Annotated in this window: 21 protein-coding genes and 1 riboswitch; of the genes, 20 read left to right on the forward strand and 1 reads right to left on the reverse strand. The window is 40.2% G+C overall.

Going from position 1 to position 26,226, the window contains the following annotated elements; genetic code table 11:
* Positions 1–106: 106 nt before the first annotated feature.
* The 11 genes from polX (at position 107) to A6754_RS06715 (ending at position 14,913) form a co-directional block, all read left to right on the forward strand.
* A complete protein-coding gene (polX, locus tag A6754_RS06660; RefSeq protein WP_066443084.1) occupies positions 107–1,825 on the forward strand; it encodes a DNA polymerase/3'-5' exonuclease PolX in 1,719 nt (572 codons plus the stop codon).
* A gap of 205 nt (positions 1,826–2,030) precedes the next feature.
* Complete coding sequence (locus A6754_RS06665; protein WP_066443085.1) at positions 2,031–4,388, forward strand: endonuclease MutS2; 2,358 nt, start codon at positions 2,031–2,033, stop codon at positions 4,386–4,388.
* A 16-nt stretch (positions 4,389–4,404) separates the two neighbouring features.
* Positions 4,405–4,812: a DUF350 domain-containing protein gene (locus tag A6754_RS06670; protein ID WP_066443086.1), complete on the forward strand. Its 408-nt coding sequence runs from the start codon at positions 4,405–4,407 to the stop codon at positions 4,810–4,812.
* A 299-nt stretch (positions 4,813–5,111) separates the two neighbouring features.
* A complete protein-coding gene (locus tag A6754_RS06675; RefSeq protein ID WP_066443087.1) occupies positions 5,112–6,815 on the forward strand; it encodes a long-chain-fatty-acid--CoA ligase in 1,704 nt (567 codons plus the stop codon).
* 325 nt (positions 6,816–7,140) lie between these two features.
* Positions 7,141–7,725 carry a fatty acid metabolism transcriptional regulator FadR gene (gene fadR, locus A6754_RS06680; RefSeq protein ID WP_066443088.1) on the forward strand — a complete coding sequence of 195 codons (585 nt, stop codon included), beginning with the start codon at positions 7,141–7,143 and terminating at the stop codon, positions 7,723–7,725.
* A gap of 31 nt (positions 7,726–7,756) precedes the next feature.
* Positions 7,757–8,530, forward strand: a complete 774-nt coding sequence (locus A6754_RS06685; RefSeq protein ID WP_066443089.1) for an enoyl-CoA hydratase — start codon at positions 7,757–7,759, stop codon at positions 8,528–8,530.
* Positions 8,531–8,654: 124 nt separating this feature from the next.
* Positions 8,655–9,428: an electron transfer flavoprotein subunit beta/FixA family protein gene (locus A6754_RS06690; RefSeq protein ID WP_066443090.1), complete on the forward strand. Its 774-nt coding sequence runs from the start codon at positions 8,655–8,657 to the stop codon at positions 9,426–9,428.
* 34 nt (positions 9,429–9,462) lie between these two features.
* A complete protein-coding gene (locus tag A6754_RS06695; RefSeq protein ID WP_066443091.1) occupies positions 9,463–10,440 on the forward strand; it encodes an electron transfer flavoprotein subunit alpha/FixB family protein in 978 nt (325 codons plus the stop codon).
* Between the two features lie 340 nt (positions 10,441–10,780).
* Positions 10,781–11,095: a thioredoxin gene (gene trxA / locus A6754_RS06705; protein ID WP_066443093.1), complete on the forward strand. Its 315-nt coding sequence runs from the start codon at positions 10,781–10,783 to the stop codon at positions 11,093–11,095.
* A gap of 191 nt (positions 11,096–11,286) precedes the next feature.
* Entirely contained in the window at positions 11,287–13,059 is a 1,773-nt protein-coding gene (gene uvrC, locus A6754_RS06710) for an excinuclease ABC subunit UvrC (RefSeq protein WP_066443094.1), read from the forward strand.
* Positions 13,060–13,283: 224 nt separating this feature from the next.
* Positions 13,284–13,461: riboswitch (Lysine riboswitch) on the forward strand.
* Positions 13,462–13,683: 222 nt separating this feature from the next.
* Positions 13,684–14,913, forward strand: a complete 1,230-nt coding sequence (locus A6754_RS06715) for an aspartate kinase (RefSeq protein ID WP_066443095.1) — start codon at positions 13,684–13,686, stop codon at positions 14,911–14,913.
* Positions 14,914–15,002: 89 nt separating this feature from the next.
* On the opposite strand, the gene A6754_RS06720 is transcribed toward A6754_RS06715, so the two are convergent.
* Positions 15,003–15,452 (reverse strand): YslB family protein, encoded by a 450-nt coding sequence (locus A6754_RS06720; protein ID WP_066443096.1) that lies wholly within the window; start codon positions 15,450–15,452, stop codon positions 15,003–15,005.
* Between the two features lie 350 nt (positions 15,453–15,802).
* On the opposite strand from A6754_RS06720, the gene A6754_RS06725 reads away from it, so the two are divergent.
* From A6754_RS06725 to recQ, 9 genes are all read left to right on the forward strand, one after another.
* Complete coding sequence (locus tag A6754_RS06725) at positions 15,803–16,411, forward strand: succinate dehydrogenase cytochrome b558 subunit (RefSeq protein WP_066443097.1); 609 nt, start codon at positions 15,803–15,805, stop codon at positions 16,409–16,411.
* Between the two features lie 47 nt (positions 16,412–16,458).
* Complete coding sequence (sdhA, locus tag A6754_RS06730; protein WP_066443098.1) at positions 16,459–18,219, forward strand: succinate dehydrogenase flavoprotein subunit; 1,761 nt, start codon at positions 16,459–16,461, stop codon at positions 18,217–18,219.
* A 2-nt stretch (positions 18,220–18,221) separates the two neighbouring features.
* Positions 18,222–18,989: a succinate dehydrogenase iron-sulfur subunit gene (gene sdhB, locus A6754_RS06735; protein WP_066443099.1), complete on the forward strand. Its 768-nt coding sequence runs from the start codon at positions 18,222–18,224 to the stop codon at positions 18,987–18,989.
* A 696-nt stretch (positions 18,990–19,685) separates the two neighbouring features.
* Positions 19,686–21,290, forward strand: coding sequence for a bifunctional metallophosphatase/5'-nucleotidase (locus tag A6754_RS06740; protein ID WP_066443100.1), 1,605 nt, complete (start codon positions 19,686–19,688; stop codon positions 21,288–21,290).
* Between the two features lie 54 nt (positions 21,291–21,344).
* Positions 21,345–21,818 (forward strand): acyl-CoA thioesterase, encoded by a 474-nt coding sequence (locus A6754_RS06745; RefSeq protein WP_066443101.1) that lies wholly within the window; start codon positions 21,345–21,347, stop codon positions 21,816–21,818.
* 358 nt (positions 21,819–22,176) lie between these two features.
* Entirely contained in the window at positions 22,177–22,401 is a 225-nt protein-coding gene (locus A6754_RS06750) for a helix-turn-helix domain-containing protein (RefSeq protein WP_009333184.1), read from the forward strand.
* 246 nt (positions 22,402–22,647) lie between these two features.
* Positions 22,648–23,106: a MarR family winged helix-turn-helix transcriptional regulator gene (locus A6754_RS06755; protein WP_066443102.1), complete on the forward strand. Its 459-nt coding sequence runs from the start codon at positions 22,648–22,650 to the stop codon at positions 23,104–23,106.
* Between the two features lie 11 nt (positions 23,107–23,117).
* Positions 23,118–23,918 carry a glutamate racemase gene (gene racE / locus A6754_RS06760; protein WP_066443103.1) on the forward strand — a complete coding sequence of 267 codons (801 nt, stop codon included), beginning with the start codon at positions 23,118–23,120 and terminating at the stop codon, positions 23,916–23,918.
* Positions 23,919–24,007: 89 nt separating this feature from the next.
* Positions 24,008–26,161, forward strand: a complete 2,154-nt coding sequence (gene recQ / locus A6754_RS06765; RefSeq protein ID WP_257297424.1) for a DNA helicase RecQ — start codon at positions 24,008–24,010, stop codon at positions 26,159–26,161.
* Positions 26,162–26,226 lie beyond the last annotated feature (65 nt).

A 26,226-nucleotide genomic window follows, 5' to 3' on the forward strand; every position in this document is an offset into this window, starting at 1 on the left:
AGTTTTCTTTTTGATTAAGGATGAAATGTTATAATCACTAAGGATGTACTCTCCTGAATAATAGGAAATACTAAATAAATAGGATCTAAATAGGCAGGTGTGTAAAATGATCATCAACAAAAAAGACGTTATAAAATTACTGGAAACTATTGCAGTATATATGGAATTAAAAGGGGAAAATCCCTTTAAGACAGGGGCTTTCCGAAAGGCTTCTATTGCTTTGGAAAACAGTGACTTAAGTTTGTCTGAAATGACAGATTATACGAGTCTTTCTGGCATAGGCAAAGGCACTGCAGCTGTTATAGAAGAATATGTACAGGAAGGAACATCCTCAGTGTTAACTGAGCTGAAGGAACAGGTGCCGCCTGGATTGATTCCTTTGCTGCATATTCAAGGTTTGGGCGGTAAAAAAATTGCAAAGCTCCATAAAGAGCTTGGAATTACAGATGCACAAGAATTAGAGCAGGCATGCAAGGAAAATCGTGTGCAGGGACTTACTGGATTTGGAGCGAAGACAGAGGAAAAGATTCTGGCCGCTTTATTAAATGCCGGTACACAGCCGGATCGGCTGCCGCTTGCTTATATGCTTCCTGTAGCAGAAGCAATAGAGGATGCGCTGGGGAATATCCCGGAAGTATTAAGGTTCTCGAGAGCCGGCAGTCTCAGAAGAATGCGCGAAACCGTTAAAGACCTTGATTTTATTATTTCTGCAGATGATCGGACAGCCGTAAAAGAGCAGCTTCTTGGTCTTCCATCCATTAAAGAAGTAATCGCAGCGGGTGATACAAAGGTTTCAGTTGTTTTTGAGCATCAATATGATGTTTCCTGTGATTTTCGGATTGTTGCACCCAGTGAATTTGCGACTACCCTGCATCACTTCACTGGCTCTAAGGATCATAATGTAAGAATGAGGCAGCTTGCTAAGGAACGCGGAGAAAAGATCAGTGAATATGGAGTAGAAAACGTTGAAACTGGAGAAGTAAAAACATTCTCATCAGAAAAAGAGTTTTATGCACATTTTAACTTGCCGCATTTTCCGCCGGAAATTCGAGAAGATGGCAAGGAGGTTGACTTGTTTACACAAGAAACGAAGTTAATTTCACTGGAAGATATTAAGGGCGATCTTCATATGCATTCGACGTGGAGCGATGGAGCGTTTACAATAGAAGAAATGATTGAGGCATGCCGAAAGCGCGGCTATCAATATATGGCCATTACGGATCATTCCCATTATCTGAAGGTAGCTAACGGTCTGACACCAGAACGGTTGCGCCAGCAAAGAGAAGAAATAAAAAGACTTAATGAAAAATATGATGATATCACCATTTTAGCAGGAGTTGAAATGGATATCTTGCCGGACGGCACACTTGATTATGATGATGAACTGCTTGCTGACATGGATATTGTCATTGCTTCCATTCACTCATCCTTCTCACAGCCGAAGGAAAAAATAATGGACAGGCTAAAAAATGCACTGCAAAATGCTCATGTAGACATTATTGCCCATCCAACAGGCAGACTGATTGGAAAACGGGAAGGCTATGAAGTAGATATAGATTTATTAATTCAATTAGCTAAAGAAACGAATACTGCACTTGAATTGAATGCCAACCCTAACAGACTTGACCTTGCTGCGGAGCATATAAAAAAGGCGCAGGAAGCGGGAGTTAAAATCGTCATTAATACAGATGCCCATAAAATCGATACGTTAGCTCATATGGAAATTGGTGTATCTGCAGCGAAAAAAGGATGGGTTCAGACAGCATCCGTTTTAAATGCAATGGAAACGCAGGATTTATTGGATTACTTAAAAACGAACGATTAATATATTTTGAATCATAGAAAGGCGGGGAGATCCCTGCGTCAAGCCACTTCTGCTTTTCGAATTGTCTAGGTGCAGTGGCTAGCCCCTCGAGGTCATAAGTCAAGCCATTCAGAACAACCTTCCGTCTGGCTTGCATTATGCTTGTCGGGGGTGAACGAGCCACTTTCGCTTTTCTATAAATCACATCCTCGAAGGAGGGGGAATTATGCAAGAACGCGCTTTAAAGGTTTTGGAATTTAATAAAGTTAAGGATCAGCTGCTTGATTACGTATCATCTGAGGTCGGCAGAAGAAAAGCAGAGAGAATTCAGCCATCCACCGACTATGAGACGGTTGTCCGTCTGCAGGAAGAAACAGATGAAGCTGCTACCGTGTTAAGAATTAAAGGCAATATTCCTTTAGGGGGAATTTTTGATATAAAGCCTCATGCCAAGCGAGCAATAATCGGCGGGATGCTTAGCCCCCATGAGCTAATGCAGGTGGCATCGACCGTACATGCCAGCAGGCAAATGAAAAGGTTTATTCAAGAGTTTTCAGAAGAAGAAAACGACATTCCCATCTTAATGGCATATTCCGAAGAGATCATTGTATTAGCGGATTTGGAAACCTCTATCCGCAATGCAATTGATGAAAATGGTGAGGTGCTGGACAGTGCGAGTGAAACACTGAGATCGCTTCGCGTCCAGCTTCGCGCAAGAGAAGCGCGTGTGAGGGAAAGACTTGAAAGTATGATCAGGTCTTCTAATGCGCAAAAGATGCTGTCTGATGCGATCATTACGATCAGAAATGACCGCTTTGTTATTCCTGTTAAACAAGAATATAGAGGCAACTACGGCGGGATTATTCATGATCAGAGTTCATCCGGCCAGACATTATTTATTGAACCTCAATCTGTTGTGCAATTAAATAATGAATTGCAAAGTATTAAAGTAAAAGAACAGCAGGAAATTGAAAAAATCTTAATTGCCCTTTCAGCATACACAAGTGAATTCAAAGAAGAGCTGGAAACGATTGTGGATGTGCTTGCCCAAATTGATTTCATGTTTGCAAAAGCCAGATATGCTAAAAAGATTAAAGGCTCTAAGCCAAAAGTAAACGATGAGGGAAGAATTTCTCTCTTTAAAGCACGGCATCCGCTCATCCCAATAGACGAGGTAGTCGCGAATGATATTGCCATCGGTGATACATATACCTCTATTGTCATTACTGGACCAAATACGGGCGGTAAAACGGTAACACTTAAAACAGTTGGATTATGTACATTAATGGCCCAGGCAGGTCTGCAAATCCCGGCTCTAGATGGATCAGAGATTGCTGTTTTTGATGCTGTTTATGCAGATATTGGGGACGAGCAGTCCATTGAGCAGAGTTTAAGTACATTTTCATCTCATATGGTTAATATTGTCGACATTCTTGAAAAGGCTCAATACAACAGCCTTGTTTTATTCGATGAATTAGGTGCTGGCACGGATCCGCAGGAAGGTGCAGCATTAGCGATTTCTATCTTAGACGAAGTGAATAAACGCGGAACCCGTGTCATAGCGACAACTCATTATCCTGAATTAAAGGCATATGGCTATAATCGGGAAGGTGTCATTAATGCCAGTGTCGAATTTGATATAGAAACATTAAGTCCGACCTATAAACTGCTTATTGGTGTTCCTGGCCGAAGCAATGCATTTGAAATTTCCAAACGGCTAGGCTTAAAAGAAGACGTTATAAATGTGGCAAAGTCGTATATTAGTGCAGACAGCAACCAAGTCGAAAATATGATTGCATCCTTGGAGGAAAGCCGTAAACAAGCAGAAACAGATCGTGAAGAGGCCAATGAATTGCTCAAAAATGCAGATCTTCTGCATAAGGATCTTCAAAAGCAGATGGCTGAATATTATACTAAAAAAGAAACTCTTTATGAAAAGTCTGCAATAAAAGCAAATGAGATTGTTGAAAAAGCAAAGCAGGAAGCAGAGCAAATTATCCATGATCTGCGGAAAATGCAAATAGAAAAACAAGCAGAAGTGAAGGAGCATGAATTGATTGAAGCGAAGAAGCGTCTTTCAGAGGCAGCTCCGGCACTGAAAAAGAAACAAAGTCCGGAACGAAATGCCGACGGCAAACGAAAGTTAACACCAGGTGATGAAGTGAAGGTGTTAACGTTTGGCCAAAAAGGACAGCTGCTTGAAAAATCAGGTGATAATGAATGGCATGTTCAAATCGGAATCCTGAAGATGAAAGTGGAAGAAAAAGACTTAGAATTTATTAAAAGCCCTAAAAAGACTGAAACAAAACCGCTTGCTACTGTTAAAGGCAAGGATTACCATGTCAGTCTGGAACTTGATCTCCGCGGAGAACGATATGAGAATGCCCTTATGAGAGTCGAAAAATATATCGACGATGCTCTTCTTGCCAACTATCCGCGTGTATCAATCATTCATGGAAAAGGAACTGGTGCACTGCGGCAGGGGGTACAGGAATATTTACGCAATCATCGTTCTGTTAAAAAAATCCGCTTTGGAGAAGCGGGAGAAGGCGGTACTGGTGTAACCGTCGTGGAATTTAAGTAAGAGGGGGAAGTGAAATATGGAAGGTTTTTGGGAAAATGAGTTTATCCAAACCGCTGCCTACTATAGTGTTGTCGTCCTTTGTATGATTGTCTTTTTAGCTGTATTCGAACTTGTGACAAAGTACAGAAACTGGGAAGAAATAAAAAACGGCAATATCTCCGTAGCAATGGCCACGGGCGGGAAGATATTTGGTATTGCCAATGTGTTTAGACACTCCATTATGCATAACGATACGCTTTTTACGATGATTATATGGGGAGTATTTGGATTTTTCCTATTGCTTGTCGCATATTTTATCTTTGAGTTTTTAACACCAAGATTTAATGTAGATGATGAGATTAAGAATAACAACAAAGCAGTTGGCTTTATTTCAATGGTCATCTCTATTGGTCTGTCATTTGTCATTGGAGCAAGTATCGGATAGAGGGAGAAGGGGAAAATGGAGAAGCTTGCAAAAGTATTAATCGTGGTTAGCGCCCTTTTTGTGCTAGTTGGACTTGTATATATTCTTTTCATTGCCTAATGGTGATAACAAAAAAGAATTGCCCGTGTTAAGTGCAGTTCTTTTTTGTTATCCAATAGGCTTATATCTATAAGATGGCTGTTAACATCTCCTGCTTATAAACTACACCGTTTATTCTAATTGTTTTGTTTAAAGCAGTATATTATAATGAGGTGAGAACAATTAGAATGTTCAAAATACTTAAAGAAAGGGGATCGCGTATGACTGAGTATAAACCATGGCTTAACCTGTATCCTGAAGAAATTCCTAAAGAACTCATCTATGAAAATCAGCCTGTCCAGGATTTTTTGAAAAATACAGCTGCAGAATTTCCTGAAAAAACGGCTGTTCATTTTATGGGTAAGGAATTCACTTACTCATACATTTATGAAGCTGCACTTAAACTGGCCGGCTATCTGCAATCGATTGGGATTGAAAAAGACGATCGGGTAGCGGTTATGCTGCCGAATACTCCACAATCTGTGATCAGCTATTATGGAATCCTATTGGCTGGCGGGATCGTTGTTCCGACAAATCCGCTTTACATGGAAAGGGAGTTAGCGTATCAGCTGAAGGATTCAGGGGCAAAAGCAATCATTACAATGGACATTTTATTTCCGCGTGTGTCGAAAGTGAAACAGCAGACAGATCTTCAGCATATAATTGTAACCGCTATCAAAGATGCACTTCCATTTCCAAAAAATCTTATTTATCCCTTTATACAGAAGAAACAATACGGAATTGTGGTCAATGTCAAGCATGAAGGAAATCATCATCTATGGACAGAAATACTAAAGCTGCCTTCTATTCCTGTAAGTGAGCAGGAGATTGACTTTGAGAATGACTTGGCTCTTTTGCAATATACAGGCGGAACGACCGGCTTTCCTAAAGGAGTTATGCTGACACATAGAAATTTAGTGGCGAATACGGCAATGTGCCGAGCTTGGCTGTATAAGTGTGAAAGAGGGAAAGAAACTGTTCTTGGCATTTTGCCTTTCTTCCATGTTTATGGAATGACGACTGTCCTGCTGCTTTCCGTTTTAGAAGGCAATAAAATGGTGTTAATGCCTAAGTTTGATGCAGGGGATACATTAAAAACCATTCAAAAGCAAAAACCTACTCTGTTCCCAGGTGCCCCAACGATTTATATTGGGCTATTAAACCACCCTGATATTGAAAAATATGATCTTTCATCCATTGATTCCTGTATTAGCGGCTCCGCTGCACTTCCGGTAGAGGTTCAGCAGAAATTTGAACAAATTACAGGCGGAAAACTAGTTGAAGGCTACGGCCTGACTGAATCATCACCTGTTACACATGCTAATTTTTTATGGGATATGCCGAGAATAAAAGGAAGTATTGGTGTGCCTTGGCCTAATACAGATGCTGTCATTTTTTCGATGGAGAATGGCGAAAAGCTGCCTCCAGGTGAGATCGGGGAAATAGCTGTTAAAGGTCCACAAGTAATGAAAGGCTATTGGAACCGTCCAGACGATACGGAGCAGACTTTAAGAGATGGCTGGCTTTTAACAGGAGATCTTGGCTATATGGACGAAGAAGGATATTTTTATGTAGTGGATCGTAAAAAGGATATGATTATTGCTGGGGGCTTTAATATTTATCCCCGTGAAATAGAAGAAATCCTATACGAGCATCCAGCCGTTCAGGAAGCAGTTGTAGCAGGTATACCAGACCCTTATCGAGGTGAAACCGTTAAAGCCTATATCGTTTTAAAAGATGGCAACGATGTAAGCGAAGAAGACTTGAATGTATTTGTCCGTAAGCATTTGGCAGCCTTTAAAGTGCCAAGGGTATACGAGTTTAGAGAAGAATTGCCTAAAACAGCAGTAGGGAAAATCCTGCGCAGAGCATTAATTGATGAAGAGAAGAAGAAATTTACCGAAGATGAAGAAAAGCAAGCCTAGACGGTAAAATAATGAAAAAATGAAACATTCCAGCTTTCATTTAAAAGGACCGGAATATTCGGCTCTTCTTTTTTGAATATTAAGGCTTGTCCATTCATAATTGTAAATGTCATAATAGGATAAAAGAAAAAAGTGGTTATTTTCTTGACAATATAACCTTCAATTACTATTATTAAATTATGAATGATGATTCATTCATTAAATCTTTCTTTGTGTTCATTATTACATTTAACAGCTCATACGAAGCACTGCAGAGTTGTGTTTATAGAATGAAAAGAGATCACGAGATAAGATGTAAGATGTGTCTTGAAGGGAGGGAAACGGATTGAAAAAAGATAAACCAAAATATCGGCAAATCATCGATGCAGCAGTCGTTGTTATTGCTGAGAATGGCTACCACCAGGCACAGGTTTCCAAAATTGCAAAGCAGGCTGGTGTTGCTGATGGAACGATATACTTATATTTTAAGAATAAAGAAGATATTTTAATCTCTCTCTTTCAAGATAAGATGGGCCATTTTATTGAAAGAATTGAAGAGCAGATTGCAGGAAAAGAACGGGCTGTAGAGAAGTTATTAGTCATGGTCGAATCCCATTTTACAATGCTTTCTCAAGATCGGCATCTTGCTATCGTAACACAGTTAGAGCTAAGACAGTCTAATAAGGAGCTTCGCCTTAAGATCAATGAGGTGTTGAAGGGTTATTTATCTCTTGTTGATAAAATTCTTGTTGAAGGAAAAGAAAACGGTGAGTTTTCTGGAAATCTCGAAACAAGACTTGCGCGGCAAATGATATTTGGGACGATGGATGAAGTGGTGACAACCTGGGTGATGAATGATCAGAAGTATGATCTTCCCTCTTTGGCGCCATCTGTACATCAGCTGCTGATCAGCGGATGCAAGGCGGATTGACCATCTAATAAGTAGAGAGGTGAATAAACCAATGGAATACTTAAAGTGGAATCATCAAGATCATGTTGCGACTATTACAATCGACAGAGCACCAGCAAATGCACTATCATCAGACGTTTTAAAAGAATTCTCATCAGTACTGGATGAAATTGAAAAAGCAGATGATATTCGTGTTGTATTGATTCACGGAGAAGGAAGATTTTTCTCTGCTGGAGCCGATATAAAAGAGTTTACTTCAATCACTAGCGGAAGCGAGTTTGAAAAGCTTGGCCAATATGGTCAGGATCTGTTTGAAAAAATGGAGAGATTCCCGAAACCATTAATTGCAGCCATTCATGGTGCAGCATTAGGCGGTGGGCTTGAGCTGGCAATGGGCTGTCACTTCCGACTTGTTTCAGACAATGCCAAGCTGGGACTGCCGGAGTTACAGCTGGGGTTAATACCCGGATTTGCAGGCACGCAAAGACTTCCGCACCTTGTCGGCAGAGCCAGAGCTGCTGAAATGCTTTTTACAAGCGATCCGATTACGGGGCTTGAAGCCGTTAAGTACGGACTGGCAAACCATGCCTATCCAGAAGCTGAACTGTTAGAAAATGCCTATAATTTAGCCAAAAAAATCGCAAAGAAGAGCCCGCTTTCCATTAAGGCAACGATTGAGCTATTAAATTACACAAAATCAGATCAGTTTTATGAAGGTGTTAAAAAAGAAGCTGAGCTTTTTGGCGAAGTGTTTGCATCAAATGATGGCAAAGAGGGCATCTCGGCTTTTATTGAAAAGCGTGAGCCCAACTTTACAGGCAAATAATGCAGCGAGTAGTAAATGATTAACTGAAGGTGAGCGGATGCTCAAAAGCCTTCAGTTTCATTTAACATAAATTTTCCGAATCTTTAGAAGTGCAGAAATGATTTAATAATTTAGGAGGGACATTATGAACATCTATGTTTTATTAAAAAGAACGTTTGATACTGAGGAAAAAATCACGATTTCTTCCGGAAAAATAAATGAAGATGGCGCTGAGTTTATTATCAATCCTTATGATGAGTATGCAGTGGAGGAAGCCATTCAAGTCCGCGATGCACATGGCGGAGAAGTAACGGTTGTTTCAGTTGGAAGTGAGGAAGGTGAAAAGCAGCTTCGTACTGCACTGGCGATGGGAGCCGATAAAGCGGTATTAATCAACACGGAAGACGATCTTGAAGAAGGAGATCAGTTTACTACCTCAAAAATCTTGGCCGAATATTTAAAAGACAAGGAAGCAGATTTAATCCTGGCAGGAAATGTGGCAATTGACGGCGGATCTGGCCAGGTTGGACCGAGAGTGGCTGACCTCTTGGATATCCCCTATATTACAACCATAACGAAACTTGAAATTGATGGGACAAATGTAAGCGTTGTCCGAGATGTTGAAGGAGATTCCGAAGTGATTGAAACATCTCTTCCTTTATTGGTTACAGCTCAACAAGGCTTGAATGAACCTCGTTACCCTTCGCTGCCGGGGATTATGAAAGCGAAGAAAAAACCCCTGGATGAACTGGAGCTGGATGATTTAGATCTTGACGAGGATGACGTAGAGCCGAAAACAAAAACAATTGAAGTGTATCTGCCTCCTAAAAAAGAAGCCGGAAGAATTCTTGAAGGTGAACTGCAGGATCAAGTAAAGGAGCTTGTACAACTTCTTCATAACGAAGCAAAAGTCGTTTAATAAAACGTAAAATAAAACGCAGGAGGTTAACATAATGAGCAGAAAAGTTTTGGTATTAGGTGAAGTAAGAGATCAATCTTTGCGTAATGTCACATTTGAAGCAATCGCCGCAGCAAAGCAGGCTGCAGAAGGCGGCGAAGTGGTCGGATTATTAATCGGTGATTCTGTAAGCGCTTTATCGGGTGAATTAATTCACTTTGGTGCAGACCGCGTACTAACGGTTGAACACGACCTGCTTAAGCAATATACTTCTGACGGCTTTTCACAAGCATTAATGGCAGCTGTGGATGCTGAAAGTCCAGACGGTATTATCCTGGGGCATACTGCATTAGGAAAAGACCTTGCACCTAAGATCGCAGCAAAGCTTCAATCCGGATTAATCTCTGATGTTACGCAGATCGAAGAAGCAGGCGGAAATATTGTCTTTACACGGCCGATTTATTCAGGGAAAGCCTTTGAAAAGAAAATCGTAACAGACGGTCTTATCTTCGCAACGATTAGACCAAACAATATCGCTCCTCTTGAGAAGGATGAAACAAGATCAGGAGAGACATCAGCTTTATCTGTTGATATAAAAGATCTTCGCTCCATAATTAAAGAGGTTGTCCGCAAGGCAAGTGAAGGTGTAGATCTTTCAGAAGCAAAAGTGGTTATTGCAGGCGGCCGCGGAGTGAAAAGCGAAGATGGATTTGAGCCGCTAAAAGAGCTGGCACAGGTCCTAAACGGTGCCATTGGTGCATCACGCGGAGCTTGTGATGCAGAGTATTGTGATTATTCACTGCAAATTGGCCAGACAGGAAAAGTCGTAACACCTGATTTGTATATTGCCTGCGGAATTTCAGGAGCAATTCAGCATTTAGCGGGAATGTCGAACTCTAAAGTTATCGTCGCTATTAATAAAGATCCAGAAGCAAATATTTTTAAAGTTGCAGATTATGGCATTGTAGGCGATCTTTTTGAAGTGGTGCCGATGCTGACAGAAGAATTTAAGAAGATCTTAGTAAACGCGTAACAATCATTGAAACAGACGGAATCAACTGCTATTGAAGGAAGAGCAGCAGCTGTCTGTTTCTTTTTATTAAAATGTGGATCCAGCTCTCATGTTGCTTTGCAATTGGAACGGAACGTGCGGGAATTCCAGCTTTGTTTTATGGAGATGCAAAGAAAATATTTGTTCGTGCAGAACAAAATAACATCTCAAAAAAAGAACCATGTCTGCGGAACAGCAATCATGAATATTCCCATGAATTTGAGGGTATAGTACCAACGAGCAAATTGTTCGCTTCATATGGTGTTAAATGGTATACTCTCGATATGTTATGAATTAGTTGAATTGATTAGGAGGCATATAAATGGCTATTACACATGCAACAGATCAAAACTTTACTGAAGAAACAGGTTCAGGTTTAGTACTTGCAGATTTCTGGGCTCCATGGTGCGGACCTTGTAAAATGATTGCTCCAGTTCTTGAAGAGCTTGACGGAGAAATGGGCGATAAAGTAAAGATCGTTAAAATCGATGTAGATGAAAATCAAGAAACTGCTGGTAAATTCGGCGTTATGAGTATTCCTACATTAATCGTTCTTAAAGACGGTGAAGTAGTAGATAAAGTAGTTGGCTTCCAGCCAAAAGAAGCATTATCTGAGCTTCTTTCCAAGCATGCATAATTAGCATATTTGGATTTGTACGTTTTAAAAAATCAGCTTCTTCAATCTGATCTGCCCTGCTGCAATGATGAAGAGTGCCTTTTACTATAATTATTGATGCAGAAAGCAGATAATGAGTGTAATGACAGTTGATCCCCGGCTTCTTCCTGAAGGCCGGGGTTTTTACTTCCTTTTCGAGGATGTGTTTGACGATGAATGACATCATTAAAAATAAATTAATGATTTTGCCTGCACAGCCAGGGTGCTACTTAATGAAGGACAGGCAAGGCACTATTATTTATGTGGGCAAAGCGAAAGTATTAAAAAACAGAGTCCGGTCTTATTTTACTGGCTCACATGATGGAAAAACGCTGCGCCTTGTTAACGAAATTGAGGACTTTGAATATATTGTCACTTCCTCCGATATGGAAGCGCTGATTCTTGAGCTCAATCTAATAAAAAAGCATGATCCTAAATACAATGTCATGCTGAAGGATGATAAAACCTACCCATTTATTAAATTAACTGCTGAAAGACATCCGCGTCTTATTACGACGAGAAAAGTGAAAAAAGACAAAGGCAAATATTTTGGTCCATATCCAAATGTTCATGCTGCAAACGAAACAAAAAAGCTGCTCGATCGCATTTATCCGCTTCGGAAATGTGCTACCTTACCTGACCGCGTATGCCTGTATTATCATTTAGGACAATGCCTGGCTCCATGTGTGAAGGAAGTGGATCAGCAGCAATATCGGACAATGACAGAGGAAATTACCCGTTTTTTAAATGGCGGTTATAAAGATATAAAGAAAGAACTTACAGAAAAAATGGCGGCTGCGGCTGAAGACCTTGATTTTGAGCGTGCAAAAGAGTATAGAGACAAAATCGCTCATATTGATGCAACGATGGAAAAGCAAAAAATGACAACGACTGACTTCACTGATCGTGATGTCTTTGGTTATGCTGTTGATAAAGGCTGGATGTGTGTACAAGTCTTTTTTATCCGCCAAGGCAAGCTGATTGAAAGGGATGTCTCCATGTTTCCCATTCATAACGAGCCTGAGGAAGAAATCCTTACGTTTCTCGGTCAATTTTACATGAAAGCAAATCATTTTAAGCCGAAGGAAATTTTAGCACCATCTTCTGTTAATGGCGAGATGGCAGAAAAGCTTCTTGGTGTAAAAGTATTAAATCCGCAGCGGGGACAAAAGAAAGATTTGGTTTCATTAGCTTATAAAAATGCCAAAATCGCGCTGCAGGAAAAGTTTTCTCTCATTGAGCGGGATGAAGACCGGACGATTAAGGCAGTGGAGAGTTTGGGCGAACAGCTTGGAATTTATACGCCGCATCGGATTGAAGCATTTGACAACTCAAACATTCAAGGTGCAGATCCAGTATCTGCAATGATCGTTTTTATTGACGGAAAACCGGCGAAACGGGAGTACCGTAAATATAAAATTAAAACCGTTCAAGGCCCGGATGATTATGACTCCATGCGTGAGGCGGTTCGCAGAAGGTATACTCGAGTGTTAAAAGAAGAGCTGCCTCTACCGGATCTGCTTATTATTGATGGAGGAAAGGGTCATGTTGAAGCGGTCAGAGATGTTCTTGAAAATGAGCTGGGTCTTGATTTGCCGCTGGCAGGACTCGTAAAAGATGAAAAACACCGAACGTCGCAGCTGTTATTTGGGAATCCGCTGGAAATCGTTGCGCTTGCACGCAATAGCCAGGAATTTTATTTGCTGCAGCGAATTCAGGATGAGGTCCATCGCTTTGCCATCACGTTCCATCGCCAGTTAAGAGGAAAAGGTACATTCCAATCTATGCTCGATGACATTGCTGGGATCGGTGAAAAGCGCAAAAAACAACTGTTAAAGACATTTGGCTCAGTTAAAAAAATGAAGGAAGCTTCTGCAGATGACTTCCGCCAATTAGGAATTCCTGCTAATGTAGCAGAAGAACTCGTAAAGAAACTAAGTGAATAGCGTTGTCATCATATAGACAATATGCTATACTTGGACCAACTTTCATATTCACTCACTTTTTTATACTTTCTGAAAGTATAAATTTATAGACATAGAACAGTGATTAGCTGCAGTGCTTAGCCATTTTTGGGTCTAAGCCGATCTGTGCAGAGGGCAAAACCTTCTACCCATTTCGGCTTATGCTTATCGGGCTTAGCAATGTGCTTCCGCTTTTCTTATCGTAAAGTGAAGGTAGAGGTGCAAGCTTCATCAGTAACAGCTTTGAGGAGAATGAGCTCCGACGATTTGCTGTGAAAGGGAATGTTTGCCGAAGCAGGGGGAGACTCATCACTCGCCATGCTGGTCTTGCATTGAATAAATGCCGGATTGTCAAGACAGTAGTCTTGGAGAGCTATCTCACTGTGTGCACGTATTTTTTGTATACGTTTGACTACACAGCAATGAGATAATTCTCATTGCTTTTTTGTTTTGTCTGCATGTTTACAGAAGAAATCGGGAATCGATTAACTAGCGATTTTTCATACAAAACTGCAAAAAAGAGAAAGATACAAAAATCATTCTTCTTATTGAGACAAAACAAAATGGCAAAGGGAAATCATCATAGTCGGAAGGAAGGGTATTCAAATGGGTTTAATTGTGCAAAAGTTTGGGGGAACTTCGGTCGGCAGCGTCGATAAAATTCAAAATGCTGCAAACCGGGTCATTGAAGAAAAAAATAGGGGTAACGATGTTGTCGTTGTGGTCTCAGCGATGGGAAAGACAACAGATCAGCTTGTTGGCATGGCAAAAGAAATTACGTCCTCCCCCAGTAAAAGAGAAATGGATATGCTCTTAACAACAGGGGAACAAGTGACGATCTCGCTGTTAAGCATGGCTTTAATTTCTAAAGGTCATCCGGCCGTTTCAATGACAGGCTGGCAAGCAGGTGTTGAGACAGAGGAAATTCATGGAAATGCAAGAATCTTAAATATTGATAGTGATAAAATTGAAAAGGAAATTCAGCAAGGCAAAATTGTGATTGTGGCCGGCTTTCAAGGCGCTACCTCAGAGGGAGAAATCACTACTCTGGGAAGGGGCGGTTCTGATACAACAGCCGTTGCACTTGCAGCAGCGCTAAAAGCTGATAAATGTGATATATATACAGACGTGACTGGGGTATTTACAACAGATCCCCGTTACATAAAGAATGCCCGCAAGCTTCTATCCGTTTCTTATGATGAAATGCTGGAACTTGCCAATTTAGGAGCCGGAGTTCTGCACCCAAGAGCGGTTGAATTCGCGAAAAACTACGGAGTTTCTTTAGAAGTAAGATCTAGCATGGAAAAAGAACAAGGAACAACGATTGAGGAGGAAGTTAAAATGGAGCAAAATTTAGTTGTACGCGGAGTTGCGTTTGAAGATGAAATCACAAGAGTATCTGTCATAGGGCTTCCAAGCAGCCTTGGCGGATTATCTACCATTTTCTCAGCACTAGCCAATGATCATATCAATGTGGATATCATTATTCAGAGTATGACGGAAGGCGAAACTTCTTCGCTGTCTTTCTCCATTAAAAATGAAGATTTAACAGAGACTGTTAAGGTGCTTGAGAGAAATCGTGATCAGCTTCTATATGATCGAATCGAATGGGAATCTGGCTTAGCAAAAGTTTCAATCGTAGGCTCAGGCATGATCTCAAATCCAGGGGTAGCAGCAGAAATGTTTGATGTGCTTGCGCAGAACGAAATTTTAGTCAAAATGGTCAGCACATCTGAGATTAAAGTTTCAGCAGTCGTAGAACAAGTGAAAATGCTTCCTGCCGTTGAAGTGCTTCATGATGCATTTCAGCTATCTGCCAATTCAGTGAAAGCATAAGAATAACACTAAAAAAGAAGAAGCTTCTTTTATTCGAGAGCTTCTTCTTTTCCTCATAATTCAGTATTGTACCGCAAATTATAGAAAACTTAGATTGTATCCTTTTTATCCCACTTAACAGTAAAAAGAACTTTTCCTTTTCTTTTCTTAGGATGTTCGAACGCTTCACATATGTACCCTTTTTGCTGTTCGATCTGTTCAGCAATAAAACCCGCTTCAAGCTGAAAGGCACAATCTTCATCGTTTTTACAGCGAGCGCTAATGATTGCGCTTGATAATTCTAAGTCCATCTCATTTTTTGATTCGTTCAAGAGCATTAGATTGCCCCAGCCTGCGCTGGAGAAAAAAGAAATCATTTCATCTATCGAAGCCAATGGGTATTTTCGTGCTAATCTTTTTCCTGCCCAATATAAAATACCGGGAGCTTCTTTGCCCAGTAAATCCTTAAGCAGCACTTCACGAATTAATTCATACCCAAATGCTGGCACAGTTTCATCATGAACGGTTAACGGTTTTTGCTCTGGTGTTTGATCAGTCAATAATCTCCCCTCTTTCTATGAGACTATTATATACAATTTAGAACCCTTTTAGTCAAAGATACATGAAAAAAGCATATATTTGATAAGGGAAAATAATGCTATTTTAATATATTTCATCTTTTGAAAAAAATGAATGATAATTCAAGTGTGAACGTGTTTTTTCAATTTCAATATATTTATAAAATTTTATTAATATTGAACAATTTGTGTATCCGTTTTCTTGACGCTCTTTTCTGTTGAGAGTAAAATGGACTTGTCACATAATTGTAAGATATAAATTTTCATTTTTTACTGATGTTAGGATATGAATAGATCCTGAGCATCACGTTACAAAACAGGGGGGATATTTTATGGCGGGGAATCGAGAGTTTTTTTATCGCAGATTGCATTCATTGCTTGGTGTTATTCCGGTTGGATTGTTTTTAGTACAGCACTTGGTTGTGAATCATTTTGCAACTAAAGGTGAAGAAGCATTTAATGATGCGGCACATTTTATGGAAAGTTTACCATTTAGGATTTTCCTAGAGTTGTTTATCATATTTTTGCCTCTTTTATTTCATGCAATCTATGGGCTTTATATCGCTTTTACAGCAAAGAACAATACTGTTAAGTACAGCTTTTTCCGTAACTGGATGTTTATGCTTCAAAGGGTAACCGGTGTTATTACACTGATCTTTGTTGTATGGCATGTATGGGAAACACGTATCGCAGCTGCATTTGGTGCAGAAGTAAACTATCAGATGATGGAGAATATTTTTGAGAATCCTTGGATGATCGCATTTTATATCGTCGGTGTTATCTCTGCTATTTTCCACTTTGCTAACGGTTTATGGAGCTTCTTTGTGAGCTGGGGAATTACAGTTACTCCAAGATCTCAATTAATCTCTACTTATGCAACACTAGGTATTTTCATTGCACTTTCAATTGTTGGTATTCGCGCGATTTTCGCATTCGTATAAAATTATGCAACCTGTTGATATAAAGAAGCAATAAGGGAGTGAGTCACATGGGTAAAGGAAAGGTTATCGTAGTTGGCGGCGGTTTGGCAGGCTTAATGGCCACAATCAAGGTTGCCGAAAAAGGACATCCAGTTGAATTATTTTCATTAGTTCCAGTAAAACGTTCTCACTCTGTTTGTGCCCAGGGCGGCATTAACGGAGCTGTTAATACAAAAGGTGAAGGAGACTCACCTTGGGAGCATTTCGATGATACAGTATACGGCGGAGATTTCTTAGCAAACCAGCCGCCGGTGAAAGCTATGACAGAAGCAGCACCAGGAATTATTCATTTACTAGACCGCATGGGTGTTATGTTTAACCGTACACCAGAAGGATTGCTTGACTTCCGCCGCTTTGGGGGAACACAGCATCACCGTACAGCATTTGCCGGGGCAACAACTGGTCAGCAATTATTATATGCACTTGATGAGCAAGTCCGCCGTCATGAGGTTTCCGGATTAGTTACAAAATATGAGGGCTGGGAATTCTTAGGCTCTATTATTGACGATGATGGGATATGCCGAGGCGTTGTTGCTCAAAACTTAACAACAATGGAAATTAAATCTTTTGCCGGCGATGCAGTTATCATGGCTACAGGCGGACCAGGGATTATCTTTGGAAAATCTACAAACTCAGTTATCAATACAGGTTCAGCTGCATCAATCGTATATCAGCAGGGCGCATACTATGCAAACGGAGAATTTATTCAAATTCACCCAACTGCCATCCCTGGTGATGACAAGCTGCGACTAATGAGTGAATCTGCCCGTGGTGAAGGTGGACGAGTATGGACGTATAAAGATGGAAAGCCTTGGTATTTCCTTGAAGAAAAATATCCTGCTTATGGAAACCTTGTTCCTCGTGATATCGCAACACGTGAAATCTTTGATGTCTGTGTAAATCAAAAACTAGGAATCAATGGTGAGAACATGGTTTACTTGGATCTTTCACACAAAGATCCAAAAGAACTTGATATTAAGCTTGGTGGCATTATCGAAATCTATGAAAAATTCATGGGTGATGATCCTCGTAAAGTACCAATGAAGATTTTCCCTGCTGTTCACTACTCAATGGGCGGATTATGGGTTGATTATGATCAGATGACGAATATTCCTGGCTTGTTTGCAGCAGGTGAGTGTGACTATTCACAGCACGGTGCGAACCGTCTTGGCGCAAACTCCTTACTTTCTGCTATTTACGGCGGTATGGTTGCCGGTCCAAAAGCACTTGATTATATTAATGGTTTAGAAAAGACTGCAGAAGATATTTCTTCAACTGTGTTTGACCGTTTTGTTCAGCAGGAAGAAGAAAAATGGAACAGCATTATGTCTATGGATGGCACTGAAAATGCATATGTTCTTCATAAAGAGCTTGGAGAATGGATGACTGATAACGTAACGGTTGTACGTCATAATGACCGCTTACTGAAAACAGATGAAAAAATTGTAGAGCTTTTAGAGCGCTATCAAAATATAAATATTAATGACACAGCAAAATGGAGCAACCAGGGAGCGATGTTTACCCGCCAGCTTCAAAACATGCTTCAGCTTGCACGTGTTATTACCATTGGAGCTTATAACCGTAATGAAAGCCGCGGAGCGCACTACAAGCCAGACTTCCCAGACCGTAATGATGAAGAATTCTTAAAAACAACAATGGCTAAATTTGTGGATGCAACAAGTGCACCAGCTTTCCATTATGAAGAAGTAGACACAGGTTTAATCACTCCGCGTAAACGCGATTATACGAAGAAGAAAGGTGGCAAATAAGCATGCAAGAGACACAAGCTAAAACAGTTACGTTTATTGTCAGCCGTCAGGATTCTCCTGATGCCACCCCGTATCAGGAAGAATTTAAGCTGGAATATCGTCCTAATATGAATGTCATCTCCGCGTTGATGGAAATCCGCCGGAACCCAGTTAACTCTAAAGGTGAAAGTACAACACCAATTAACTGGGATATGAACTGTCTGGAAGAAGTCTGCGGCGCATGTTCAATGGTCATTAATGGCAAGCCGCGTCAGTCTTGTACAGCCCTAGTGGATCAGCTGGAACAGCCGATTCGCTTAGAGCCAATGCGTACTTTCCCTGTAGTGCGTGACCTTCAGGTTGACCGCAGCAGAATGTTTGATTCATTGAAGAAGGTTAAAGCATGGATTCCAATTGATGGAACTTACGATCTTGGCCCAGGGCCGCGTATGCCTGAGAAAAAACGCCAATGGGCATATGAGCTATCAAAATGTATGACATGTGGTGTATGTTTAGAAGCATGTCCAAATGTAAACAGCAAATCTGATTTCATAGGACCAGCACCATTATCACAAGTGCGTTTATTCAATGCACATCCAACAGGAGAAATGAACAAAGCAGAACGCCTGGAGCAAATCATGGGCGATGGCGGACTTGCTAACTGCGGTAACTCCCAAAACTGTGTTCAATCTTGTCCAAAAGGTATTCCTTTAACAACATCAATCGCAGCCTTAAATCGTGATACTACATTCCAATCATTCAAGAGCTTCTTCGGCAGTGACACGGTTTGATTCTGCAATTTGCCCTTCCCGTTTAATACGGGGAGGGTTTTTGGTTTTTATAAAGGCGTTTTGAGATGGAGGGGTAGGGGGGACAGTTTTGTAAATTAGAAAAGGGTAAGGGGTGTTGCGAAAGTTGATAAATGTACCTGTGTACTCCAGAAAAAGGTAATTTGTGTCGCGGAAACCTGATAAACACACCCGTAAAGTCCAGAAAAAGGAAAATGGTGTCGCGGAAACCTGATAAACACACCCGTAAAGTCTAGAAAAAGGAAAATGGTGTCGTGCAAACTAGATAAACACATCCGTAAAGTCCAGAAAAAGGAAATTGGTGTCGCGAAAATCCAATAAACACGCCCATAAAGTCCAGAAAAAGGAAATTAGTGTCGCGGAAATCCAATAAACACACCCATAAAGTCCAGAAAAAGGAAAATGGTGTCGTGCAAACTAGATAAACACACCCCTAAAGTCCAGAAAAAGGAAATTGGTGTCACAAAACCCCCAAATTACATCCCCCTAAACCCCAAAAAAAGGTATCTAAAGCCATCAAAACACCGCACCCAAGAAATCTCAGCAGTCAATATTATTTTTTATTCCTGCAACCCAATGAGTAACCAAAAAACGAACTCCCCACTCCCACTCCTATATAAATCATCAATTCGGGAACTATATCCTTAAGCTGCTACAACCTAAGGAGATTTTAACGAAATGAGAAAGAAAATGCTGTTGCTGTTCTTAACGACTCTTATACTCTGCACGCTGCCTCCCGCAAATACATCAGCAAAAACTAAGGAAGTATCTTTCACCATTATTCATACCAATGATACACACTCCCATCTTGAACAAATGCCTCGTCTTATTACTGCGATCAACAGTATTAGAGCTGAACATACAAATACTCTTCTTTTAAATGCCGGTGATGTTTTTATTGGTACTTTATATTTCTCTCAATTCAAAGGGCTTGCCTCCATCCCTTTTATGAACAAATTAAAATATGATGCAATGACATTTGGCAATCACGAATTTGACTTAAAGTCAGCGACATTGGCTGATTTTATTAAAAGAGCCAACTTTCCATTTGTGAGCAGCAATATTGATTTTAGCGCTGATCAGCTGCTTGAACCACTATTCGTCCGTAAGATAACAGCAAATCCACAACCAGGAAAAATTTATCCAGCGATTATTAAAAAGGTGGATGATGAGTTAATTGGAATCTTCGGACTAACAACAGAGGAAACACCTCTTATTTCCCAGCCAAACCAAGATTTGATTTTTGAAGATGCACTGACAATGGCCCAAAAAACGACAGATCAATTAGAGCACTTAGGGGTCAATAAAATCATTGCTCTTTCTCACTTAGGATTTGAGGAAGACCAAAAACTTGCTTCAATGGTTAAGGGGATAGACATTATCGTTGGCGGACATTCGCATACCAAGCTTGAGGAGCCAACTGTCATATATAACGGAAAGGATCCTGTATTGATTGTGCAGGCGGGCGAAAATGCTGCTTATGTTGGTGAGCTCTCTGTTTCATTTACTGAAAAAGGATTGATCAAAAAATGGAATGGCAGACTTTTAGACGTCCAAGCGAAGGATTCAAAAGGGAATTACATATATGAAGAGGATGCGTGGGCCAAAAAACAGTTAAGTGAAGCAGACCAAGAGCTTGTCGAGCTTCTTCAAGAAACTGTGGGGTATTCATTTATACCTTTAAACGGTGTCAGGGAAGATGTTCGCAGAGAAGAAACGAATCTAGGCAATCTTATTGCAGACTCTATGTTAAAAAAAGCGAATGAGGTTGTTCCAACACAAATCGCCTTTCAAAACAGCGGCGGTATACGGGCCTCTATACCAGAGGGAAATGTTGTTATGCGAGATGTAATGGCTGCATTGCCTTTTTCAAACACATTATCGATTGTGGATATAACAGGATTAGAATTAAAAGAGATCTTAGAGCATAGTGTCTCGCAACTGGACGGGAATACAGGACGATTTTTACAAGTGTCAGGCATTCGGTTTACATTTAATCCCCAGATGCCTGCCGGAAAGAGAGTACTATCTGTTAGGGTGAATGATGGAGGTCATTATGAATTATTAAATCCATCAAAGATTTATACGGCCGCAGTTAATTCGTATCTTGCAGGCGGAGGAGAGGGGTATGCCATTTTTAAGAGAAAGAAAGTGAACGAGAACATCATTGAAACGCCATTTCTGGATTATGAAATATTAGCGGAGTACCTAGAGGAGTATAGTCCTGTCTCACCCAGAACAGAAGGAAGGATCCAAAAAGTTTTTACTAACGATGAACTGTGAAATTATGTTAAAATAGAAAAGTGAATAGTTATTCATTTTAAAAGGGGGATTAAGATGAGGAACAAAACTTACATAAAAGATATTAGCCAATGGGAAAAGGAATTTTCTTTCTTCTATGAAACAAAAGTAAGATTTAATGAAACAGATATGTTTGGTCATTTGAATAATACGGTTCCTTTTGTTTATTTTGAATCAGCAAGAATTGAATTTTTTAAAAGTCTCGGCTTCATGCAGAATTGGCTGGAGCCAGAAGAAGAATGTATTCCTGTTGTTGCTGATCTGCAATGCGATTTTGTGCAACAGGTATTTTTTGATGAACAGCTGAAAATCTATGTAAAAGCTGCAGCAATCGGTGAATCCTCGGTGGATATTCACTATATGGGTAAAAATAATAAGGAAGACACCGTTCTGACCGGAAGAGGAACGATGGTGCAAATTTCGAAAAAAACGGGAAAAGGTGTTCCGTGGACAGAGGAAATACGGGAGATGCTTGCTGGAATGAAGCATGATCTTGTAAATGAAAAATAAATAGTAACTATACGTAAGCTTGTCATAATACAGTGGCAGGCTCTTTTGTTGTTTTTAAAAGCTACACTAGTAACTAAGAAGAAAGGAATAACGTTTTTTCCACCAGTTCATGGTACCCCTTACTCCTTTTATACATATCATAAAAAAGGCGAAAAGCTACCAAGTAATAGGTCATTGCCGCGGGTGAATAGATCAAATAGATACAGTGGTTTATTGAAAGAAAAGTTCCCTAAAAATAAACCTTCTTTGATGGTTATTTGTAGTCACTTCATATCTGATATGTACATATGATATGGTGACTAAATATATACCCACCCCGCGATTCATAGCTGGCGAAAGGCAAGGAGGGTTACAATACTTGAAGGAGAATGAATATACTCACAAGCCATTACTCACTAAACGCGAAAGAGAAGTATTCGAACTGTTAGTCCAAGATAAAACTACGCGTGAAATCGCTGGTGAATTATTTATAAGCGAAAAGACGGTTCGGAATCATATTTCGAATGCCATGCAAAAGCTTGGTGTAAAGGGGCGTTCACAAGCTGTTGTAGAGCTCCTTCGAATGGGAGAGCTAGAACTTTAATCAAGACCGGCAATTCGTCATCGGATTGCCGGTTATGATGTTTATGGACAGTTTTTCAGATACATAGAGATGTCCTCATCACTTAATCTGCATGATCCCATTATAAAACAGCTTCGAAATGCACTGCGAAATACAATTATTTTCTTCCATATAGGTATTCGTTCTTGAATTTTCTCTTAAAAAAAGCGAAAATTAATCTAATGGGGCGAAATATGGGTCTGTTAAAACTACATAGGAGTGTATGGAATGGAGCTTGAGGATTTAAAAGGAAACGGCGTAAACGACGTAGTTGCGAATATAGAAAAAGATTTGCGTTATATAGCTGGCATTGTGAAGCAAAAAGGCCGGGAAATCTTAAGTAATTATACCATTACCCCTCCACAGTTTATTGCTCTGCAATGGCTGCTTGAGGATGGAGATATGACAATTGGCGAGCTTTCTAATAAAATGTTCTTAGCGTTCAGTACAACAACGGATCTGGTTGATCGCATGGAGAAGAGCGAACTTGTGAAAAGAGTAAAAGATCCTAATGATCGCAGAGTTGTTCGTATTCATCTTCTCGAGGAAGGCGAAAGAATTATTGAAGAAGTGATTAGGAAGCGACAAGCCTATTTATTGGATCTGCTTAACCATTATTCGGATGAAGAAGTGATGCAGTTAAGCAAAAATCTAAATCGATTACACCAAGATATGGCGAAAGAATGAGGCGGTAAGTTTTGAGGAATAGACCGATAGGGGTTATTGATTCGGGAGTTGGCGGATTGACCGTGGCAAAGGAAATTATGCGACAGCTGCCAAACGAGAATATTATCTACCTTGGGGACACAGCACGCTGTCCATATGGTCCGCGAACAGGTGCTGAAGTTAAAGAGTTCACATGGCAAATGACCCGATTTCTGCTTGAGAAAAATATGAAAATGCTGATCATTGCCTGCAATACGGCTACAGCAGTCGCATTAGAAGAAATCCGGGCAGAATTGCCAATCCCTGTGCTCGGCGTCATTGCTCCCGGAGCCAGAACAGCTATGAAAGTCACCAATAACCATCGAATTGGTATTATTGGAACCGAGGGAACGATTAAAAGCAAGGCATATGAAAAGGCCATTAAAAAAATCTCCAGTAAATCGGAGGTATTTGGCTTAGCATGTCCCAAGTTTGTACCGCTGGTTGAAAGTGGAGAATACGAAGGTGAAATACCGAGAAAAATTGTAGCGGAAACATTGGCCCCGTTAAAAGATTATCAGCTTGATACGCTTGTTTTAGGCTGCACCCATTATCCATTGCTGGAGCAATTGGTAAAAGAGTATATGGGAAAGTCAGTTAAAGTAATTAGTTCGGGGGAAGAAACAGCCAGAGAAGCGAGTACGATTCTGCATCATCTTGGCCAATTAATTGAAGGTGAGCAGAAGCCAATTTATCATTTCTTTACAACAGGGTCACCGGCAATTTTCTCCAAGATCTCATCTAAATGGCTGGAAATTGAGAAGCCAATTGTTGAGAAAGTACATCTATCATAATGAACAGAAAACACCTCTATCATGATCCACTCATTTATAGAGGTTGTTTTTTTCTAAATAGGTCTAAAAAGTTGAAATGAAAAGAAAGGATGATTTGTTTGTTAACTGAAGCATATCAGCATCTGCAACAATACTTTGGCTACTCCACTTTCCGGGCTGGCCAGGAAGAGCTGATCAAGCGTGTTTTAAACAATGAACACACATTAGGCATACTTCCGACTGGAGGAGGAAAGTCCATCTGCTTTCAAATTCCTGCCTTAGTAAAGACGGGAACCACAATCGTCATTTCCCCGCTTATCTCCTTAATGAAGGATCAGGTTGATGCACTGACTGCTGCTGGAATCCCCGCTGCTTTTATTAACAGTTCCTTATCCAGAAATGAATATGAAGATACGGTTTATTCCCTGCGAAATGGAGATTACAAGCTTCTTTATGCAGCTCCTGAACGGTTTGAATCGCCTTCATTTATCGGACTGCTGAATTCAATTGATATCTCTATGATTGTTTTTGATGAAGCCCATTGTATTTCGCAATGGGGACATGATTTCCGGCCAAGCTACCGGTCGATCATCCAGAATATTGAACAGCTTTCTTCCAGTCCGGTCATTATGGCATTGACAGCCACAGCGACAAAGGAAGTGGAGCAGGATATTTGCCGTCTGCTTGATATTCGCGATGAAAATACGATCATTACAGGCTTTTCGCGTGATAACTTATCTTTTCATATTATGAAAGGCGTCAATAAACGGGATTATATTGAAAGCTATGTCCGCAAGCATAAGAATCAATCTGGGATCATTTATACATCAAGCCGAAAAGAAGCGGATCAGCTGTATACATTTTTAAATGGCAAGAATGTTAAAACGGCAAAATATCATGCAGGGCTTTCTGAACAGGAGAGAAAAAACGAGCAAAACCGTTTTGTATATGATGAAGTGGAACTGATGGTTGCAACGAATGCTTTTGGAATGGGGATTGATAAATCGAATGTCCGCTATGTTATTCACTATAATATGCCTCGCAATATTGAAGCGTATTATCAGGAAGCAGGGAGAGCCGGACGTGATGGCGAGGAAAGTGAATGTATCCTGCTGTTTGCACCGCAGGATATTCAGCTTCAGAAATTCCTCATTGAAGAATCGAACCTTGATTACACGATGAAGGAACAGGAATATTTTAAATTAAAGCAAATGACTCATTATTGTCATACAGAAAAATGTCTGCAGTCATATATTGTTGAATACTTTGGCGATTCATCTGCAGAAAATTGCGGAAAATGCAGCAATTGTAAGGATCAGCGGGAAAGTGTCGACATTACCAGCGAAGCTCTCATGATCTTTTCATGTGTTAAGAGAATGGAAGAACGATTTGGAGTGACGTTAACAGCACAAGTGTTAAAAGGATCTTCTAATAAAAGAATAAAAGAATTAGGTTTTCAGAATCTATCAACCTATGGTTTATTAAAAAACCGCAAGGAAAAAGAAATTACAGACATCATTAATTTCCTGCTTGCAGGAGGCTATCTGCAGCTGACAGACGGTAAATATCCCGTCGTGAAACTATCAGCACAAGCACTTCCTGCTTTAAAAGGAGAAACGAACATTCATATGAAAATTGCATTGGCTCCAGAACGTGTGGAAGGTGCTGAAAATGAAGAGTTATTTACAAGACTGCGGGCGTTAAGGAAAGAGATTGCAGATCGTGAAAAAATACCTCCTTATGTTGTGTTTGCGGATACGGCTTTAAAGGAAATGTGCACATATTTTCCTCGAGATAAGGCTGAAATGCTGCAGGTTAAAGGTGTCGGACAAGCCAAATATGAAAAATACGGTGAAACTTTCTTAGGTGAGATTCAAAGCTTTTTACAAGATAATCCCGAAATTACACCAGTTCCTGCTGCTGTACCATCCAGTTCTTCAAGCCCTGTCAAAAGCAGTGGAGATACTGATGTTGCGAGTCATATCCTTTCATACAATATGTATATGGACAATATGTCTATAAAAGAGATTGCCAAAGAACGCAACTTTTCATCGATGACTATTCAGAATCATATTTTCAAAGCTATAAAGGAAGGCAAGCCCATTGACTGGGACATGCTTTTTGATGAAGAACTAGAAAACGAGGTATTAGTTGCTGCCTCAAAAGTCGGTCATGAAAAGCTGAAGCCGATTAAAGAAGAGCTTGGTGAACTGGCGGATTACTTTACCATTAAGGCTGTTCTGACAAAACATGATTTAGCTTAAAAGCTTCTGTTTGTCCAAAATTGTCATAAAACAATTCAAGATTTTCTCTCCAAAGACGGTCTAAA

The organism is Cytobacillus gottheilii, assembly GCF_001636345.1.
Taxonomy (GTDB): Bacteria; Bacillota; Bacilli; order Bacillales; family Cytobacillaceae; genus Cytobacillus; species Cytobacillus gottheilii.

Excerpts from the sequence above, each read along its gene's own strand:
- polX (WP_066443084.1), top strand. The coding sequence starts at position 107 with ATGATCATCAACAAAAAAGACGTTATAAAATTACTGGAAACTATTGCA.
- A6754_RS06665 (WP_066443085.1), top strand. The coding sequence starts at position 2,031 with ATGCAAGAACGCGCTTTAAAGGTTTTGGAATTTAATAAAGTTAAGGAT.
- A6754_RS06670 (WP_066443086.1), top strand. The coding sequence starts at position 4,405 with ATGGAAGGTTTTTGGGAAAATGAGTTTATCCAAACCGCTGCCTACTAT.
- A6754_RS06675 (WP_066443087.1), top strand. The coding sequence starts at position 5,112 with ATGACTGAGTATAAACCATGGCTTAACCTGTATCCTGAAGAAATTCCT.
- A6754_RS06685 (WP_066443089.1), top strand. The coding sequence starts at position 7,757 with ATGGAATACTTAAAGTGGAATCATCAAGATCATGTTGCGACTATTACA.
- A6754_RS06690 (WP_066443090.1), top strand. The coding sequence starts at position 8,655 with ATGAACATCTATGTTTTATTAAAAAGAACGTTTGATACTGAGGAAAAA.
- A6754_RS06695 (WP_066443091.1), top strand. The coding sequence starts at position 9,463 with ATGAGCAGAAAAGTTTTGGTATTAGGTGAAGTAAGAGATCAATCTTTG.
- trxA (WP_066443093.1), top strand. The coding sequence starts at position 10,781 with ATGGCTATTACACATGCAACAGATCAAAACTTTACTGAAGAAACAGGT.
- uvrC (WP_066443094.1), top strand. The coding sequence starts at position 11,287 with ATGAATGACATCATTAAAAATAAATTAATGATTTTGCCTGCACAGCCA.
- A6754_RS06715 (WP_066443095.1), top strand. The coding sequence starts at position 13,684 with ATGGGTTTAATTGTGCAAAAGTTTGGGGGAACTTCGGTCGGCAGCGTC.
- A6754_RS06725 (WP_066443097.1), top strand. The coding sequence starts at position 15,803 with ATGGCGGGGAATCGAGAGTTTTTTTATCGCAGATTGCATTCATTGCTT.
- sdhA (WP_066443098.1), top strand. The coding sequence starts at position 16,459 with ATGGGTAAAGGAAAGGTTATCGTAGTTGGCGGCGGTTTGGCAGGCTTA.
- sdhB (WP_066443099.1), top strand. The coding sequence starts at position 18,222 with ATGCAAGAGACACAAGCTAAAACAGTTACGTTTATTGTCAGCCGTCAG.
- A6754_RS06740 (WP_066443100.1), top strand. The coding sequence starts at position 19,686 with ATGAGAAAGAAAATGCTGTTGCTGTTCTTAACGACTCTTATACTCTGC.
- A6754_RS06745 (WP_066443101.1), top strand. The coding sequence starts at position 21,345 with ATGAGGAACAAAACTTACATAAAAGATATTAGCCAATGGGAAAAGGAA.
- A6754_RS06755 (WP_066443102.1), top strand. The coding sequence starts at position 22,648 with ATGGAGCTTGAGGATTTAAAAGGAAACGGCGTAAACGACGTAGTTGCG.
- recQ (WP_257297424.1), top strand. The coding sequence starts at position 24,008 with ATGATTTGTTTGTTAACTGAAGCATATCAGCATCTGCAACAATACTTT.